The organism is Burkholderia sp. AU18528, from assembly GCF_002223215.2.
Classification (GTDB): domain Bacteria; phylum Pseudomonadota; class Gammaproteobacteria; order Burkholderiales; family Burkholderiaceae; genus Burkholderia; species Burkholderia semiarida.
Genome location: NZ_NKFC02000004.1, coordinates 1,678,480 through 1,695,849, shown reverse-complemented (window position 1 = coordinate 1,695,849; position 17,370 = coordinate 1,678,480). Strand labels below are relative to the sequence as shown.

Here is a 17,370-nt window from a genome sequence, read left to right as displayed (position 1 = left end):
GAGTTTTGAACATCAATAGTTGAGAGCCGGTTTTGCGCGCCGCCCGCGCGGGTAGAATACGCGCTGCCGCAAGACCCAAGGATTCGAACACATGAAGACCACGTTTCTGGATTTCGAACAGCCGATCGCCGAACTCGAGGCCAAGATCGAAGAGCTGCGATTCGTGCAGGACGACTCGGCTGTCGATATTTCGGAAGAAATCGAGCGGCTGTCGAAGAAAAGCCAGCAACTGACGAAGGACCTCTACGCGAACCTGACGCCGTGGCAGGTTTCGCAGATCGCGCGGCACCCGCAGCGTCCGTACACGCTCGATTACGTCGCGGAATTGTTTACCGATTTTCACGAACTGCATGGCGACCGCGCGTTCGCGGACGACCTGTCGATCGTCGGCGGTCTCGCGCGCTTCGGCGGCCATCCGTGCATGGTGATCGGTCACCAGAAGGGCCGCGACACGAAGGAGCGCGCCGCGCGCAACTTCGGGATGCCGCGTCCGGAAGGCTATCGGAAGGCCGAGCGCCTGATGCGTCTGGCCGAGAAGTTCGGGCTGCCGATCTTCACGTTCGTCGACACGCCGGGCGCGTACCCCGGCATCGGCGCGGAAGAGCGCGGCCAGTCGGAGGCGATCGGTCGCAACCTGTACGTGATGGCCGAGCTGAAGACGCCGATCATCACGACGGTGATCGGCGAGGGCGGTTCGGGCGGCGCGCTGGCGATCGCCGTGGCCGATACCGTGATGATGCTGCAGTTCTCGACCTACTCGGTGATCTCGCCGGAAGGCTGCGCGTCGATCCTGTGGAAGAGCGCCGCGAAGGCGCCCGAAGCCGCGGAAGCGCTGGGCCTGACCGCGCACCGCCTGAAGGCGCTCGGCCTGATCGACAAGATCATCAACGAGCCGCTCGGCGGCGCGCATCGCGATCCGAAGGGCATGGCCGCGCTGCTGCGCCGTGCGCTGGCCGATTCGCTGCGCCAGTTCCAGGGCATGAGCATCGATGCGCTGCGCGAGCGCCGCTTCGAGCGCCTGATGGCCTACGGCAAGTTCAAGGAAACCACGCCGGGCGCATGACCGGCCGTGTATTCAATGCGCGCGCCGCGGCGCGCGCGTCCCGCTCGTGATCCCGCCCACCGAATTCTCCGCCGACCGTGTCGTCCTCGACGCGGTCGGCGTTGCGCTTTCCGGCCTGCCGCCGGATGCGCGCATCGCGATCGCCTACAGCGGCGGCCTCGATTCGACGGTGCTGCTCGATGCGGCCGTGCGCGTCGCGGGCGCATCGCGCTGCGTCGCGTTGCACGTGCATCACGGCCTGAGCGCGAATGCCGACGCATGGGTCGCGCATGCCGAAGCGGAGGCGGCGCGGCTCGGCGTCGCATTCGAATCGATGCGCGTCGACGTGCCGCGCGACAGCGGGCTCGGTATCGAGGCGACGGCGCGCGAGCGTCGCTACGCGGCGCTCGACGCGATGGGCGAACGCCACGGCGTGGCGGCGCTGTGGCTCGCGCAACATGCGGACGATCAGGCCGAGACGGTGCTGCTGCAACTGTTGCGCGGTGCGGGAATCGCGGGGCTTGCCGCGATGGCGCCGCGTTATCGCCCCGACGGCGTGAGCATCGAGCGCGTGCGCCCATTGCTGCGATTGTTGCGCGCGCAACTCGAGCGCTATGCGGAGCAGCACGCGCTCGCGTGGATCGACGACGAATCGAACGGCGACACGCGCTATGCGCGCAATGCGCTGCGCGTCGACGTGCTGCCGGCGCTGGCCGTGCATTTCCCGGGCTTTCGCGATGCGCTCGGTCGCGCGGCGCAGCACGCGGCGGCGGCTCAGCGGCTGCTCGACGATCTGGCCGAGCTGGATTTCGCCGTCGCCGCGCGCGATGACGGGCAGGCGCTGTCGCGCGACGCGCTGATCGGATTCGACGACACGCGCGGCGCGAACCTGCTGCGCTTCTGGATGCGCCGGCTCGGTTTGCCGGGCGCGTCGGCCGCCCGGCTCGCCAACATGATGCGACAACTGCGCGCGGCGCACGACGCGCATGCGCTGCGCGTCGATCACGCGGGGCAGTGCCTGCGGCTCTATCGCGACGTCGTCTACTGGGAAGCCGGCGACAGCAGCGAACCGGCCGACGACGGTACGGGTACGCCGCAACCGGAGGCGGCGCTCGCATGGGACGGACAGCAAGTGTGGCACCTGCCGCAATGGCGCGGCACGTTCGTGTTTGCGCCCGCCGACGCGGGCAGCGCCGACGCGGTGCCGGAGGAGCTGCTGCGCGGTGCGCGGCTGGCGGCGCGCGCCCGGGCCGGTGGCGAACGGATGCGGACGTCGCCGGGCGGGCCGGGCCGAACGCTGAAGAACCTGTTCCAGGAGCGCGGGGTGCCGGCCTGGCAACGCGACGTGCCGCTGCTGTTCGCGGGCGACCGGCTGATCTACGTGCCGCGGCTGGGTGTCAATCGCGACATCGGCATGCCTGACGGGGCGGCGCCCGGCGCCGCCGCATGGCGCCGGATCGAGTGGCGTCCCGACCTGCTGATCGCGTAACGGCGGCACGCTTCCGGCGGCGCGATGGCGCGCCCATTTTCACCATTTGGTAAACAGCGCCGGAACGGCCGCCGACACGGCGCGCGGCTTGTCAAGCGGGCTTCTATCGGGTACGCTCGGTCGTTTGCTCGGCTCGATTTTTGAGCGTTTTGTGCAGGTTTTCCGCGTGACGTACCCGGTTTGCGCGGCCTGATCGGCCTTCCGGGCAAAATCCGTCACGCTTGCGTGTTGCGTCCCAGCCGTTCCCCTTGTCGTCCGTCCACAGCCACAAGCCGCGTGACCGAACGGCTATGCGGCCTGCCCAGCGCGCCCGTGCGGCTTCTCCTCCAGTTCAGAACGACAATGGCACTCATCGTACACAAATACGGCGGCACTTCGATGGGCTCGGTCGAGCGCATCAAGAACGTCGCGAAACGCGTCGCAAAATGGCATCAGGCCGGGCACCAGATGGTGGTCGTGCCTTCGGCGATGTCCGGCGAAACCAACCGTCTGCTCGGTCTTGCGAAAGAGATTTCGAGCCAGCCGAGCCCGCGTGAGCTCGACATGATCGCGTCGACCGGCGAGCAGGTCAGCGTCGGCCTGCTGTCGATCGCGCTGCAGGAAATCGGTGTCGAGGCCGTGAGCTATGCCGGCTGGCAAGTGCCGATCAAGACCGACAGCGCGTTTACGAAAGCACGCATCCACTCGATCGACGACGAGCGCGTGAAGGACGACCTGAACGCGGGCAAGGTCGTGATCATCACGGGCTTCCAGGGTGTGGATCCGGACGGTCACATCACGACGCTGGGCCGTGGCGGCTCGGACACGTCGGCGGTGGCGGTGGCGGCTGCGCTCGGTGCCGAAGAGTGTCTGATCTATACCGACGTCGACGGCGTCTACACGACCGATCCGCGTGTCGTCGAAGAGGCGCGCCGCCTCGACCGCGTGACGTTCGAGGAGATGCTGGAAATGGCCAGCCTCGGCTCGAAGGTCCTGCAGATCCGCTCGGTCGAATTCGCCGGCAAATACCAGGTGAAGACACGTGTGCTGTCGAGCCTGACCGATCCGCTGATTGCGCTCGACGAAGAAATGCGCTCGGGCACCCTGATTACTTTTGAAGAAGACGAGACCATGGAAAAGGCAGTCATTTCCGGCATCGCGTTCCAGCGCGACGAAGCACGCATTGCGGTGATGGGCGTGCCCGACAAGCCGGGTATCGCATATCAGATCCTCGGCCCGGTGGCCGATGCGAACGTCGACGTCGACATGATCATCCAGAACCAGAGCGTCGAAGGCAAAACCGACTTCACGTTCACGGTCGGTCGCGGCGACTACCAGAAGGCGATGGACATCCTAACCAACCAGGTGCAGGGCCATGTGAGCGCCGAGCGCGTGCAGGGCGATCCGAAGGTGTCGAAGGTATCGGTCGTCGGCGTCGGCATGCGTTCGCACGTGGGCGTCGCGAGCAAGATGTTCCGTACGCTCTCGGAAGAGGGCATCAACATCCAGATGATCTCGACGTCCGAAATCAAGATCTCGGTGCTGATCGACGAGAAATACATGGAGCTGGCCGTCCGCGCGCTGCACAAGGCTTTCGAACTCGACCAGGCATCGTGAATTTTTCGTGATGCATTGAAGAAAATGCATCACGGAATTTGACGTACGGTTCGAAACCCTATATTATCTCGTTCTCGTCGCACTGCCTCCCTGGTGCGAGCGAAAGTTTGGGAGACGTGGCCGAGAGGTCGAAGGCACTCCCCTGCTAAGGGAGCATCTGGGCCAAAACCTGGATCGAGGGTTCGAATCCCTCCGTCTCCGCCAAAAGCGGTGACAAAGCCCCGCAAGTTCTCGGACTTGCGGGGCTTTTTCTTTGTGCGCCCAGCATGGGCGAACTCCTGCGAGTGAAAGTTTCGCCATGAGTTGATCGCAGCGAATGAAGCGAAGCGCAATCGCGGGAGGGTGACCGAGCGTAGGGAGGAAGCGTGGAGCGTAAGCTGCGAGCCGATGGACAAGAATCGGATAGAAGGCGCTGCCGAGCAGGGCGACCAGGCAAAGAGCCGCGAAGCTCTTGTGATCAAAGCGAAGTGGCGTAAATCCGGCGGTTGTGCAGCGAAGGAGTGCGTTCTTACCCAATGGGGAGATCTCGCCTCATGCCTGAAAGGGCGACGGTGGCAAGCCGGAGCGAGAAGTCAGCACAGGTTGTAGTCGCTGCCGGTTGTGGGCGAAAGGCCAAGCGAGTAGGAAGGCCGAAGGCCGTGTCGCTCTGAGGTGCAGAGCATCAGAAGCCCGCGAGTGCCGGGCGAACGCGGGAGGGCGACGTGAAGCCGCGCCTGAAGTAATGCGTGATGAAGCACGGTCGGTGTGATTCGAAACCGGAGGTTCAGAGCGAGATGACCTGCTTGCGCAGGCGCTCGCGAGGGCGAATCTGGTGATGGCGTGGAACGCGTCGAAGCCGATCGCGGCAGCGCAGCGCTGGGGCCGTTCGGCATCGTCGACGAACGCCGTTACGTAACGGAAGTCGTAATCCGGCGCCGGCGCCCCGTTCACGTCTCGTCATTCCGGGCGCCTGGCGCGCCATGAGCGGCCGCGCCCCGGCGATCGAATCGATTAAGACACCGTCACTCCAGACCGTCGATCACTCTCGCGCGGTGACGATGCGTGTATGGGACCGCTCGACTTATCCGCGTTAGGAGGGGCCGGGCGAGAAGCGGCGGGCGAAGGCGACTCTTCTCCCGATATGCGCTACACGAATCGAATGAAGTGGAAATGAAAGCACGCCCGTAAGGAATGGTGTGCCGTGCGATCGTGAGATCGCGGAATGCCGACCATGCCGTTCCGACCCTTCCAAATGACCGGTCAACATCAAAAATGCGGCGCTGCGTCTATTCTTGCCGTGCAGAGTGCCCGGCAATACAAAAAATTACTCATAAAAATCAGCGAACTACGCCGACGCCAAAAAACAACGTTCTGCTGCGCTGCAGAAAATATTCAATCGCCTTATGCTGGTTAACCCGATCGCGTTTGAGCGGCATCAAGTTTTTCGCTGATGTCGCTTTACATTTAGCCAACATTGGCGATTCACGAAATCTACCTGTCGATTTGATTTCGTTCCTTTCGTCGCGCCTGTCCCCGATGCAGGGTGCGACTTCCTCAAGGCGTTGTTGACATGCATGATTTTCCCTTCCTGAGCCTGGCCATCTGGGTTCCGATACTGTTCGGCGCGGGCCTGCTGCGCGCCGGTTCCGATCAGCATTCACGGCGAATACGGCTGATCGCGCTGGTCGGTGCGATCGCCGGACTGGCGCCCGTCGTGCCGCTGGTTGCCGGCTTCGACGCGCATTCGGCTGCGATGCAGTTCGTCGAAAGACGCGACTGGCTCGCGGCGTTCAATGCCGGATGGCGGGTCGGCATCGATGGCGCGTCGCTGTGGCTCGTCGTGCTGACCGCGTTCACGACGCTCGTGGTGGTGGTCGCGTCGTGGGAATCGGTCACGGTGCGCGTCGCGCAGTACTACGCGTCGTTCCTGATCCTGTCGGGGCTGATGGTCGGCGTGTTCGCCGCGCAGGACGGGCTGCTGTTCTTCATCTTCTTCGAGGCGACGCTGATCCCGCTGTACCTGCTGATCGGCACGTGGGGGCGCGAGCGCCGCGTGTATGCGGCCGTGAAGTTCTTCTTCATCTCGTTCGCCGGCTCGCTGTTGTTGCTGATGGCGATGCTGTACCTGTACGCGCAGTCGCATACGTTCGACATGGCCGTGTGGCGCACGCTGCAGCTCGGCTTCGCGCCGCAGTTGCTGGTGTTCGTCGGCTTTTTCGCCGCGTTTGCGGTCAAGGTGCCGATGTGGCCGGTCCACACGTGGCTGAGCGACGTGTACACCGACGGCCCGACGGGCGCCGCGCTGATGCTCGCGATGCTCAAGCTCGGCGGGTACGGGTTCCTGCGCTTCGCGCTGCCGATCACGCCCGACGCGAGCCATTTCTTCGCGCCGGCCGTGATCGCGCTGTCGCTGTTCGCGATCGTCTACGCGAGCCTGATCGCGCTTGCACAGACCGACCTCGGCAAGCTGCTCGCGTATTCGACGGTCGCGCACATGGGAATCGTCACGCTCGGGCTGTTCCTGTTCAACCGGATCGGCGTGGAAGGCGCGATCGTGCAGCTCGTGTCATACGGCTTCGTGGCGGGCGCGATGCTGTTGTGCGTGAACGTGCTCGTGGACCGCACCCGCCAGCGCGAGATCGCCGCGTACGGCGGCGTGGCGGGCGTGATGCCGCGTTTCGCGACCTTCACGCTGCTGTTCGCGATGGCCAACGTCGGCCTGCCAGGCACGTCGGGGTTCGTCGGCGAGTTCATGGTGATCATGGGCGCGATCCGCTTCAACTTCTGGATCGGCGCGATCGCGGCGCTCACGCTGATCCTCAGCGCGTCGTACACGCTGTGGATGCTCAAGCGCGTCGTGTTCGGCAAGGTCGCGAGCCAGCAGATCGCGAAGCTCGCCGACCTGAACCGTCGCGAGATCGTGATGTTCGCGTCGCTCGCGCTGATCGTGCTGGCGGTCGGCATCGATCCGAAGCCGTTCACCGATGCGATCGATCCGACCGTCGGCAAGCTGATCCAGGAAGCGAGCCATTCGAAGGTGCCGGCAGGGGACGCTCCCGCGCCGGCGCTGCCGTCGTACATGGCGTCGACGCACGACTGATCGCGGCACGTCGAGCCGCGCCACGCCGCGCAAGCCCGCCGCATCGCGCGGCGCGCATGGTTGCGCGCGCATCGATCCGCAGCCCGGCACGGCAAGTGCCGGGCCCGCTTCCGGCTGCGTGAAATTGCCCCGCGACAATGTGACTCACGGCAGATTTTGCAATGATGATTTGCCGCATGCACCGGTTTTTCATCGCACTCGCGCGACGTATGATTCGGCCAATTTCGTGAATCGAATGCGCATCGGGCATACGCAAACGGATTCAATGACCCGCGGGGCTGTGTGATGAGAAGAAGAGCTTCAAGAGGCTGGGCGGCGCTGATGTCAATCGGCGCGGCGTTGAGCCTGTCAGGTTGTAATTTAGATGTACTAAATCCGAAAGGGAGCGTGGGCGCGGCCGAAAAGGCGCTGATCGCGACGTCCACCTGGGCGATGCTGATCGTCGTCGTGCCGGTGATCCTGCTCACGTTGTGGTTCGCGTGGCGTTACCGCGCGTCGAACCGCAACGCCGCGTACGCGCCGAACTGGTCGCACTCGACCGCGATCGAGGTCGTGATCTGGACGGTGCCGACGCTGATCATCCTGTTCCTCGGCGTGCTCACGTGGAAGACCACGCACGAGCTCGATCCGTACAAGCCGCTCGAATCGGCCGTGAAGCCGATCGACGTCGAGGTGGTCGCGCTCGACTGGAAGTGGCTGTTCATCTATCCGGAGCTTGGCATCGCGTCGGTGAACCAGCTCGCGATTCCGGTCGGCACGCCGGTGAACTTCCGCATCACGTCGGATTCGGTGATGAATTCGTTCTTCATCCCGCAGCTCGGCGGCCAGGTCTATGCGATGGCCGGCATGCAGACGCGCCTGCACCTGATCGCCGACGAGCCGGGCAACTACGCGGGCACGTCCGCCAACTTCAGCGGCCGCGGTTTCTCCGACATGAAGTTCCGCACGCTCGCCGAGCCGCGCGAGCAGTTCGATGCGTGGGTGCAGAAGGTGAAGGCGTCGCCGGAACGGCTCGACGCGACGGTGTACGGCACCGTCGCGCAGCCGAGCGAGAAGGCGCCGGTGCGCTATTTCTCGTCGGTCGATCCGCGGCTCTTCCACAACATCATCGCGAAATACAACGATGGCCACGTCCTCGACCTGAAGGACGCCGCCTGCGGCACGAAGGGGTAACGCATGTTCGGCAAACTCACACTTTCGGCGATCCCGTTCGATCAGCCCATCATCATGGGGGCCGGCGCCTTCATGGGGCTGGTCGTGCTGGGCATTCTCGCCGCGCTGACGATCACCGGCCGCTGGAAATGGCTGTGGACGGAATGGCTGACCACGGTCGACCACAAGAGACTCGGCGTGATGTACATCATCGTCGCGCTGATCATGCTGCTGCGCGGCTTCGCCGACGCGATCATGATGCGCATGCAGCTCGCGCTCGCGTACAACGCGCCCGGCTACCTGCCGCCGCACCACTATGACCAGATCTTCACGGCACACGGCGTGATCATGATCTTCTTCATGGCGATGGTGTTCATGGTCGGCCTGATGAACCTGGTCGTGCCGCTGCAGATCGGTGCGCGCGACGTCGCGTTCCCGTTCATCAACTCGCTGTCGTTCTGGATGACGGCGGTCAGCGCGATCCTGATCAACGTGTCGCTCGTGATCGGCGAGTTTGCGCAGACGGGCTGGCTCGCGTACCCGCCGCTGTCGGAGCTGCAGTTCAGCCCGGGGGTAGGGGTCGACTACTACCTGTGGGCGCTGCAGATCTCCGGCGTCGGCACGCTGCTGACCGGCGTGAACTTCTTCGTGACGATCATCAAGATGCGCGCGCCGGGCATGACGCTGATGAAGATGCCGGTGTTCACGTGGACGGCCCTCTGCACGAACGTGCTGATCATGGCATCGTTCCCGATCCTGACCGCGACGCTCGCGCTGCTCGGCCTCGACCGTTACCTCGGCATGCACTTCTTCACGAACGAAGCCGGCGGCAACGCGATGCTGTACCTGAACCTGATCTGGGCGTGGGGCCATCCGGAGGTGTACATCCTGATCCTGCCGGCGTTCGGGATCTTCTCGGAGGTCATCGCGACGTTCGCGAAGAAGCCGCTGTTCGGCTACAAGACGATGGTGTACGCGACCTGCGCGATCATGGTGCTGTCGTTCCTCGTGTGGCTGCATCACTTCTTCACGATGGGCTCGGGCGCGAACGTGAACGCGTTCTTCGGGATCATGACGATGATCATCGCGATCCCGACCGGCGTGAAGGTATTCAACTGGCTGTTCACGATGTATCGCGGCCGGATCGAGTTCACGACGCCCGTGCTGTGGACGATCGGCTTCATGGTCACGTTCACGCTCGGCGGCATGACCGGCGTGATGATGGCGATTCCGGGCGCGGACTTCGTGCTGCACAACAGCCTGTTCCTGATCGCGCACTTCCACAACGTGATCATCGGCGGCGTGCTGTTCGGCTATCTCGCGGGCTTCAACTACTGGTTCCCGAAGGCGTTCGGCTTCAAGCTGAACGAGAAGCTCGGCAAGGCCGCGTTCTGGTTCTGGCAGGTCGGCTTCTACGTCGCGTTCGTGCCGCTCTACGTGCTCGGTTTCATGGGCATGACGCGCCGCCTGAACCACTACGACAACCCGGCATGGCATCCGTGGCTGCTGGTCGCCGCGTTCGGCGCCGTGCTGATCGCGATCGGCATCGCGTGCCAGCTGCTGCAACTGGTGGTCAGCATCCGCAATCGCAACCTGCCCGCGTACCGCGACACGACGGGCGACCCGTGGGGCGGCCGCACGCTGGAGTGGGCGACGTCGTCGCCGCCGGCCGACTACAACTTCGCGGTGATCCCGCAGGTGCGCACGCTCGACGCGTACGCGGACATGAAGGCGCGCGGCGAAGGCCGGCCGAACCCGGCGGCGATTCGCGACATCCACATGCCGTCGAATACGTGTGCGGGCCTCGTGATCGCGATCTTCAGCCTGGTGCTCGGCTTCGCGCTGGTGTGGCACATCTGGTGGATGGCGATCGGCGGGCTCGTGGGCATCATCGCGACGCTCGTGATCTACAGCTCGCGCGATAACGACGGCTATTACATCCCTGCGTCGACGGTACGCAAGACCGAAGACAAGCAGCCGACGCGGCGCACGGTCGCGCGCGTCGACGACGTGGAACTGGAGGCCAACTGATGTTGCAGAAAACCTTGAGCGCGACCCTGCTCGAGCACGACGACCATCCGCCGTCGCATTCGGTGTTCGGGTTCTGGCTGTACCTGATGACCGACTGCGTGATCTTCGCGGCGCTGTTCGCGACGTTCGCGGTGCTGGGCAATCAGTACGCGGGCGGTCCGACCGCGAAGGACCTGTTCGACATTCCGGGCGTCGCGGTGGAAACCGCCGCGCTGCTGCTGTCGAGCATCACGTACGGTTTCGCGATGCTCGCGGCGTACAAGCAGCGGCGCGGCGCGCTGCTCGCCTGGCTCGCGGTGACGTTCGTGCTCGGCGCGGCGTTTCTCGCGATGGAGCTGCGCGAGTTCTCGCACCTGATCGCGGAAGGCGCCGGCCCGCAGCGCAGCGCGTTCCTGTCGGCGTTCTTCACGCTGGTCGGCACGCACGGGCTGCACGTGACGGCGGGCCTGTTGTGGATGATCGTGCTCGCCGCGCAGATCATGTCGCGCGGCGGCGACCTGACCGATCGCGACCTGCGGCGCCTGACGTGCCTGAGCTTGTTCTGGCACTTCCTCGACATCGTGTGGATCTGCGTGTTTTCCTTTGTCTATCTCGCGAGCGTGATCTAAATGGCCCATTCGCATTCGTCTCAACTCGAAGAAGGGCACGGCAGCGTCGGCGGCTACGTCGCCGGTTTCATCCTGTCGGTGCTGCTCACGGCCGCGTCGTTCGGCCTCGTGATGGGCGGCGTGCTGTCGCCGCATGCGTCGCTGATCGGGCTCGCCGTGCTCGCGTTCGTGCAGATCGTCGTGCACCTCGTGTACTTCCTGCACATGAACGGCTCGTCGGGCCAGCGCTGGAACGTGATGGCGTTCAGCTATACGGTGCTGACCGCGGCGATCCTGATCGTCGGCACGCTGTGGGTGATGCACAACGTCAGCATGAACATGATGTCGCGTTGAGCGCCGGCGTGGCGCGTCGCGTCCACGTCGATGCGCATTCGTGAAGAAAGGCGGCACGCGCGTGCCGCCTTTTTGCTTTCCGGCTGCGTTGCGCCGGCCGTGCGGTCAGTGGTGCGCGCCCGCGTCGGCCGTCAGCGCGTGCGTGCAGTCGGCGCGGTATTCGGCGGCGAGCCGATGCTTCGCATCGGCGAGATCGTCGGGGTAATACGGGCTGGCGTGGGCCGGCTCGTAGCCGACCTGTTCGAGTTCGGTCAGCTCGCGCACGAGGTCCGCGCGCGTGACGCCGCTGCCCGTGTGCACGAACGGGTACGCGTTGCATTGCTGCGGGGTGAGGTGGGGCCCCGCGAGCGCGGCGGTGCTGGCGCATGCGAGCAGCATGCAGGCGAGGGTGGTCGACAGTTTCATCCGGTAGCTCCTGGTTTCGCGGCCCGTTGCCGCACGATGTCAGCGTAGACGGCCGCGGTCGCGGGGCAGGCGACGGACGGATGAAACATTTTTCACGCGCGCTTGCCACGATGCCGGATGAAGCTATTTTCATCTTGCGCCGCACGGCGATCGCGGCGCTTACGATAGTGGCGGGCGCGTCGTATGCGCCCGTCTCGAAGTTCATTGCGAGGGCAACCATGCGAGTACTGACGGTCGAGGACGATGCGGTGACCGCGAACGAAATCGTCGGCGAACTGACCGCACGCGGCTTCGCGGTCGACTGGATCGACAACGGCCGCGAAGGGATGATGCGCGCGATGAGCGCGTCGTACGACGCGATCACGCTCGACAGGATGCTGCCGGGCGCGGACGGTCTCGCGATCGTGACCGCGATGCGCACGGTCGGCATCGACACGCCGGTGCTGATGCTGAGCGCGCTCGGCGACGTCGACGAGCGCATTCGCGGGCTGCGCGCGGGCGGCGACGATTATCTGACGAAGCCGTTCGATTCCGGCGAACTGAGCGCGCGCATCGAAGTGCTGCTGCGCCGCCGGCAGGCATCGGGCGTGCCGCAGCAGACGCTGCTGAAGGTCGGCGCGCTCGAGCTCGACCTCATTTCGCGCCGCGCGCGCCGCGGCGCCGACGAGATCGCGCTGCTGCCGACCGAGTTCCGCGTACTCGAATTCATGATGCGCAATGCAGGCCAGACGATCACGCGCACGATGCTGTTCGAGGCCGTGTGGGGCTATCACTTCGATCCCGGCACCAACCTGATCGACGTCCACATGGGCCGGCTGCGCAAGAAGATCGATCCGCCCGGCGCGAACCCGATGATCCAGACGGTGCGCGGATCGGGCTACATGCTCGCTTGACGGAGGCACGGATGGACGCAGCCCGCGCGGCGAACTTCGCGCGCCGCTGGCATACGACGACGTTTCGCTGGCTGTGCGCGTACGCGGCGATCTTCTCGGTGTCGCTGCTGCTGCTCGCGGGCGTGATCAGCGTGGCCGCGACCCACACGATGACGCGCGACACCGACGAGGTGCTCGCGTGGCAACTGATCTATTTCGATTCGATTCCCGATGCGGAACTGCCGCTCGCGATCCATCGGCGGCTCGAGCACGAGCACATGCACACGAATTTCTACGGGCTGTTCGATGCGAGCGGGCGCCGCGTGGCGGGCGACATCACGACACCGCCCGCGCTGCGCACCGATCGCCACGGCCGCACGCTGAACCGCACGCTCGTGCTGCTCGACGGCCAATCGTCGCCGATCGCGCGCGCGATGGCCGTGCGCCGCGACAACGGGATGACGCTGGTGGTCGCGCGCGACCTGTCGCATTTCATCCAGATCCGCGACGTCGCGATTCGCGGGCTCGTGATCGGCGGCGTGATGATCCTGATCGCGGGCGTCGCGGGCGGCAGCATGCTCGGCATGCGGCAGATGCGCCGCGTCGCCGCGATCCGGCGCGTCACGCGGCAGATCGCCGAAGGCGATCTCGGCAAGCGGCTGCCGGTGGGCGGCTACGACGAACTCGATCTGCTCGCGCATCTCGTGAACCACATGCTCGACGAAGTCGAGCGGTTGATGGGCGAGGTGCGGCATACCTGCGACGGGATCGCGCACGACCTGCGCACGCCGCTCGCACGCGTGCATACGATGCTGGCGCGGCTCTCGGGCCAGCCGTTCTGCGCACACGATCCCGCGTCGGCGGCGCTGCTGGCGTCGGCGCGCGACGAGACCGACCGGCTGCTCGAACGTTTTCGCGCGATGCTGCGCATCTCCGAGATCGGCACGCTGAGCCGGCGCGGCGGTTTTGCCGCGGTCGACGTCGCGGCCTTGCTGCGCGATGTGTGCGAGCTTTACGAACCGCTGGCCGAGGCCGTCGACGTGTCGTTCGCGCTCGAGGCGGCCGCGGTCGACGGCATCCATGGCGACCGCGCGTTGTTGTTCGAGGCGTTCAGCAATCTCGCGGACAACGCGATCAAGTTCACGCCGCCGGGCGGCCGTGTGCGCGTCGTGCTCCAGGCGACGCCGCACGGTCCGCTCGTCCGGTTCGAGGACACCGGGCCCGGTATCCCGCCCGCCGAGCGCAATGCAGTGCTCGAACGCTTCTATCGCGGCGAACGCACGCGTCATGTGAACGGCTCCGGGCTCGGGTTGAGCGTCGTGTCGGCGGTGATGCGCGTGCACGATTTCGCGCTGCGAATCGGCGATGCGCGGCCGGCCGGTGCGGCGATCACGGTCGAATGCTGGCCGCGCTCGCTCGCGTGACGGCGCAGGAACCCGATCGATGCGCATCCTGCTGATTGCGCCGCCGAACCCGGGCGCGTCGCGGCTCGACAAGGCGTTTCGGGAAAGCATGCACGGCGTCGAGCGCGTCGACGAATGGCGCGATGGCTGTTTTGCGGCGACGCAGGGCCGGTTCGACGCGATCGTGATCGTCGCGACCGATGCCGCCGCGCGCCCGGCGATCCTCGAAGGATTACCGCGGCTCGCCGCGTCGGCCGGCGGCGCGACGATTGCCGCGATCGTCGCCGGCGCCACGCCCGCCCGGCGCGCGCAAATGCTGAAGGCCGGCTGCGACGTATGTCTTGCCCATCCGTGTTCGTTCGTCGAACTGCACGAGCGGTTGCGCGCGCTGTGGCGCCGCGCGGGCGTCGTCGCCACGCGTGAATCGGTTCGACTCGATACGGCCACGCGCGCGCTCGAGGAGCATGGCCGGCGGCTCGCGCTCACCGCGCGGGAATTTCGCGTGGTCGAATGCCTGCTACGTGAAGCGGGGCGGCCGGTCGGCCGCGACGCCGTGCTGCGTTATGCGTGGGACGATGCCGACATCGAACCCGAGACGGTCAATGCGCTGGTCGTGCGGTTACGGCGCAAGCTGGTCGCACACGCGTTCTCCGCCCGGATCGAAACGGTTGCGAGATTCGGTTTCCGGTTCGATACGGGGGGGTGACGGATATCGGCGCTCGGCAAGAAGGGGTTTGACGGGCCCCGGTCCGGCCCGCCCGGAGGGCGTGGGGCCGCTTGACGCCGGGCGCGACGCGGGATGAAAGATGTTCAAGGGAGGAAAGAGCGGGGGACGGGGGCGGGCGCCGATTGTTACAAGACGTTAGCGCGGGCTTCCCGTTGCGATGCCGCGCATCAGTTCTTACAAACTTGAAATATGCGGGCGCGGCGCTTGCCGCTATAGTCGAATCACACATGACACAACCAGAAGAGGAATCCATGAAGACTTTGCGTGTTGCCTCGCTCCTGACCGGTATGACGGCCTTGCTCGTGTCGGGCGCAGCAATGGCGGGAGTCAATGTCGGGATCAACGTCGGCGTGCCGGCACCGGTCTACGTCGCGCCCGCGCCCGTGTATGCGCCGCCGCCTCCGCCGCCGGTCGTCTACCAGCCGGCGCCGGTCTATGCGCCGGCGCCCGTGTACGGGCCGGCGCCGGCGATCGTGATCGGCTGGCACGGCGACCGCTACTGGGACGGCCGCCGCTACTGGGGCCGCGACGAATGGTATCGCCACCATGGTCGCGGCTGGGGCGATCGCGGTCACTGGGATCACGGCCGCCACAACGGCTGGCGCTGACGGGCGGCTCGCGCATGCGTGCCGCGTGCGCGACAACTGCTCGCGAAGAAGACCGCCCGCGTTGGCGGTTTTCTTTTGGCTCGACGGATGAATGGGTAGAATCGCTCCACGTTACTACCCTCATTCGACGACAGGGCCTCTATGACGAAGGGTTCGCCCCGGGCCGCCGCCACGCGCGCCCGCTTCGGCGTGCTGCGGGCTGCCGGCCGCGTGGCCGCGGTGCTGGCGCTGCACGCGGCGCTCGCCGCGCCGGCCGCGCACGCGGCCTATGCGATTGCGCAGTACGGCGAGCCGAAGTATCCGCCGGGCTTCAAGCATTTCGACTACGTGAATCCCGACGCGCCGAAGGGCGGCACGCTGGTGCTGGCGAACCCGAACCGGCTGACGTCGTTCGACAAGTTCAATCCGTTCACGATGCGCGGCAACGCCGCGCCCGGCATCGACATGCTGTTCGAGAGTCTCACGACGGGCAGCTCCGACGAACCGGCGTCCGCATACGGGCTGTTGGCCGACGACATCGACGTCGCGCCGGACCGCCGTTCGGTCACGTTCCACCTGAATCCGCGCGCACGCTTCTCGAACGGCGATCGCGTCACGGCGGACGACGTCAAGTTTTCGTTCGATACGCTGAAGAGCAAGCAGGCCGCGCCGCAGTTCGGCGCGTATTTCGCGGAGATCGCGAAGGCCGTGGTCGTCGATCCGGCGATCGTGCGTTTCGAGTTCCGCAGCGCGAATCGCGAGCTGCCGCTGATCGCCGGCGGCGTGCCCGTGTTCTCGCGCAAATGGGGCCTGCGGGCGGACGGCTCGCGCATCCCGTTCGACCAGCTCGCGTTCGAGCAGCCGATCGGCAGCGGCCCTTACGTGATCGAGCGCTACGACAACGGCCGCACGATCACCTACCGGCGCAACCCCGCGTACTGGGGCGCCGACCTGCCGGTGCGGGTCGGCACCCACAACTTCGAGCGGATCGTCTACAAGCTGTACGGCGACGGCGTCGCGCGGCTGGAGGCGTTCAAGGCCGGCGAATACGACGTGCTCGTCGAGTACATCGCGCGCAACTGGGCGCGGCGCGACGTCGGCAAGCGCTTCGACAGCGGCGAACTGATCAAGCGCGAATTCCGCCAGCATAACGGCGCCGGCATGCAGGGCTTCTTCATGAACCTGCGCCGGCCGCTGTTCCGCGACGTGCGCGTGCGCCAGGCGCTCGACCTCGCGTTCGACTTCGAATGGCTGAACCGCCAGTTGTTCTACAGCGCGTACACGCGCCTCAACAGTTATTTCGCCGATACCGACCTGCAGGCGACCGGTACGCCTGGCGAAGGCGAGCTGAAGCTGCTGGAGCCGCTGCGCGCGCAGCTCGATCCGGCCGTGTTCGGCCCGATGGTCACGCAGCCGGACACGAACCTGCCGGGCTCGCTGCGCGCGAACCTGCTGAAGGCACGCGCGCTGCTCGCGCAGGCCGGCTGGACCTATCGCGACGGCGCGCTGCGCAATGCGAAGGGCGAGCCGTTCGCGTTCGAGATCCTCGACGACGCGGGCGGCGCGATGGAGGGCATCGTGACGGCCTACCAGCGCAACCTGGCGAAGCTCGGCATCGACGTGCGGTTTCGCACGGCCGATTACGCGCTGCTGCAAAAGCGTCTCGATGCGTTCGACTACGACATGACGACGATCCGCCTGCCGGGCGTGCAGGTGCCGGGCGCCGAGCAATACTCGCGTTACGCGAGCAAGTTCGCCGACGAGCCGGGTTCCGACAACTTCATCGGGCTGAAATCGCCGGCCGTCGACGCGCTGCTGCACGCGCTCGGCGCCGCGCAGACGCGCGAGGAGCTGCTCGACGCGACGCACGCGCTCGACCGCGTGCTGATGCACGGCTACTACGCGGTCCCGCAGTGGTACAGCACGACGCACCGCATCGCGTACAAGCGCACGCTCGCCTATCCGCGGACGCTGCCGCTGTACTATTCGGCCGAGGGCTGGGTCGTGTCGACCTGGTGGGCGAAGCCCGATCACTGACCCGCGCCG

Annotated in this window: 14 protein-coding genes and 1 tRNA gene; 14 read left to right on the top strand and 1 reads right to left on the bottom strand. The window is 65.9% G+C overall.

Annotation, left to right across the window (positions count from 1 at the left end):
• Positions 1–91 precede the first annotated feature (91 nt).
• The 9 genes from CFB52_RS10665 to cyoD all read left to right on the top strand — a co-directional run bounded on the left by CFB52_RS10665 (position 92) and on the right by cyoD (position 11,330).
• On the top strand, positions 92–1,063 hold the full coding sequence (locus tag CFB52_RS10665) for an acetyl-CoA carboxylase carboxyltransferase subunit alpha (RefSeq protein ID WP_006401892.1): 972 nt from the start codon (positions 92–94) through the stop codon (positions 1,061–1,063).
• A gap of 46 nt (positions 1,064–1,109) precedes the next feature.
• The gene (gene tilS, locus CFB52_RS10660) at positions 1,110–2,531 is read left to right on the top strand and encodes a tRNA lysidine(34) synthetase TilS (RefSeq protein WP_099316547.1); all 1,422 of its coding nucleotides are present in this window, start codon (positions 1,110–1,112) and stop codon (positions 2,529–2,531) included.
• Positions 2,532–2,873: 342 nt separating this feature from the next.
• The gene (locus CFB52_RS10655) at positions 2,874–4,127 is read left to right on the top strand and encodes an aspartate kinase (protein ID WP_012492698.1); all 1,254 of its coding nucleotides are present in this window, start codon (positions 2,874–2,876) and stop codon (positions 4,125–4,127) included.
• Between the two features lie 110 nt (positions 4,128–4,237).
• A tRNA-Ser gene (locus CFB52_RS10650) sits at positions 4,238–4,331 on the top strand.
• Positions 4,332–5,676: 1,345 nt separating this feature from the next.
• The gene (locus CFB52_RS10635) at positions 5,677–7,206 is read left to right on the top strand and encodes a NuoM family protein (protein ID WP_099316545.1); all 1,530 of its coding nucleotides are present in this window, start codon (positions 5,677–5,679) and stop codon (positions 7,204–7,206) included.
• Between the two features lie 285 nt (positions 7,207–7,491).
• Complete coding sequence (cyoA, locus tag CFB52_RS10630; RefSeq protein ID WP_059608796.1) at positions 7,492–8,379, top strand: ubiquinol oxidase subunit II; 888 nt, start codon at positions 7,492–7,494, stop codon at positions 8,377–8,379.
• A gap of 3 nt (positions 8,380–8,382) precedes the next feature.
• Positions 8,383–10,389: a cytochrome o ubiquinol oxidase subunit I gene (gene cyoB / locus CFB52_RS10625; protein ID WP_099316544.1), complete on the top strand. Its 2,007-nt coding sequence runs from the start codon at positions 8,383–8,385 to the stop codon at positions 10,387–10,389.
• Positions 10,389–10,997, top strand: a complete 609-nt coding sequence (gene cyoC, locus CFB52_RS10620; protein WP_059573657.1) for a cytochrome o ubiquinol oxidase subunit III — start codon at positions 10,389–10,391, stop codon at positions 10,995–10,997. The genes cyoB and cyoC overlap by 1 nt, the downstream gene beginning before the upstream one ends.
• Positions 10,998–11,330 carry a cytochrome o ubiquinol oxidase subunit IV gene (cyoD, locus tag CFB52_RS10615; protein WP_059573658.1) on the top strand — a complete coding sequence of 111 codons (333 nt, stop codon included), beginning with the start codon at positions 10,998–11,000 and terminating at the stop codon, positions 11,328–11,330.
• Between the two features lie 105 nt (positions 11,331–11,435).
• On the opposite strand, the gene CFB52_RS10610 is transcribed toward cyoD, so the two are convergent.
• Positions 11,436–11,735 (bottom strand): DUF4148 domain-containing protein, encoded by a 300-nt coding sequence (locus tag CFB52_RS10610; RefSeq protein ID WP_099316543.1) that lies wholly within the window; start codon positions 11,733–11,735, stop codon positions 11,436–11,438.
• Positions 11,736–11,953: 218 nt separating this feature from the next.
• On the opposite strand from CFB52_RS10610, the gene CFB52_RS10605 reads away from it, so the two are divergent.
• The 5 genes from CFB52_RS10605 (at position 11,954) to CFB52_RS10585 (ending at position 17,361) form a co-directional block, all read left to right on the top strand.
• A complete protein-coding gene (locus tag CFB52_RS10605; protein WP_059573726.1) occupies positions 11,954–12,628 on the top strand; it encodes a response regulator transcription factor in 675 nt (224 codons plus the stop codon).
• Between the two features lie 11 nt (positions 12,629–12,639).
• Positions 12,640–14,031, top strand: coding sequence for a HAMP domain-containing sensor histidine kinase (locus CFB52_RS10600; RefSeq protein ID WP_099316542.1), 1,392 nt, complete (start codon positions 12,640–12,642; stop codon positions 14,029–14,031).
• 19 nt (positions 14,032–14,050) lie between these two features.
• Positions 14,051–14,716: a response regulator transcription factor gene (locus tag CFB52_RS10595; RefSeq protein WP_059643980.1), complete on the top strand. Its 666-nt coding sequence runs from the start codon at positions 14,051–14,053 to the stop codon at positions 14,714–14,716.
• Positions 14,717–14,988: 272 nt separating this feature from the next.
• Positions 14,989–15,345 (top strand): hypothetical protein, encoded by a 357-nt coding sequence (locus tag CFB52_RS10590; RefSeq protein ID WP_060310064.1) that lies wholly within the window; start codon positions 14,989–14,991, stop codon positions 15,343–15,345.
• Between the two features lie 141 nt (positions 15,346–15,486).
• Complete coding sequence (locus CFB52_RS10585; RefSeq protein ID WP_089464932.1) at positions 15,487–17,361, top strand: extracellular solute-binding protein; 1,875 nt, start codon at positions 15,487–15,489, stop codon at positions 17,359–17,361.
• The last annotated feature ends 9 nt before the right edge of the window (positions 17,362–17,370 follow it).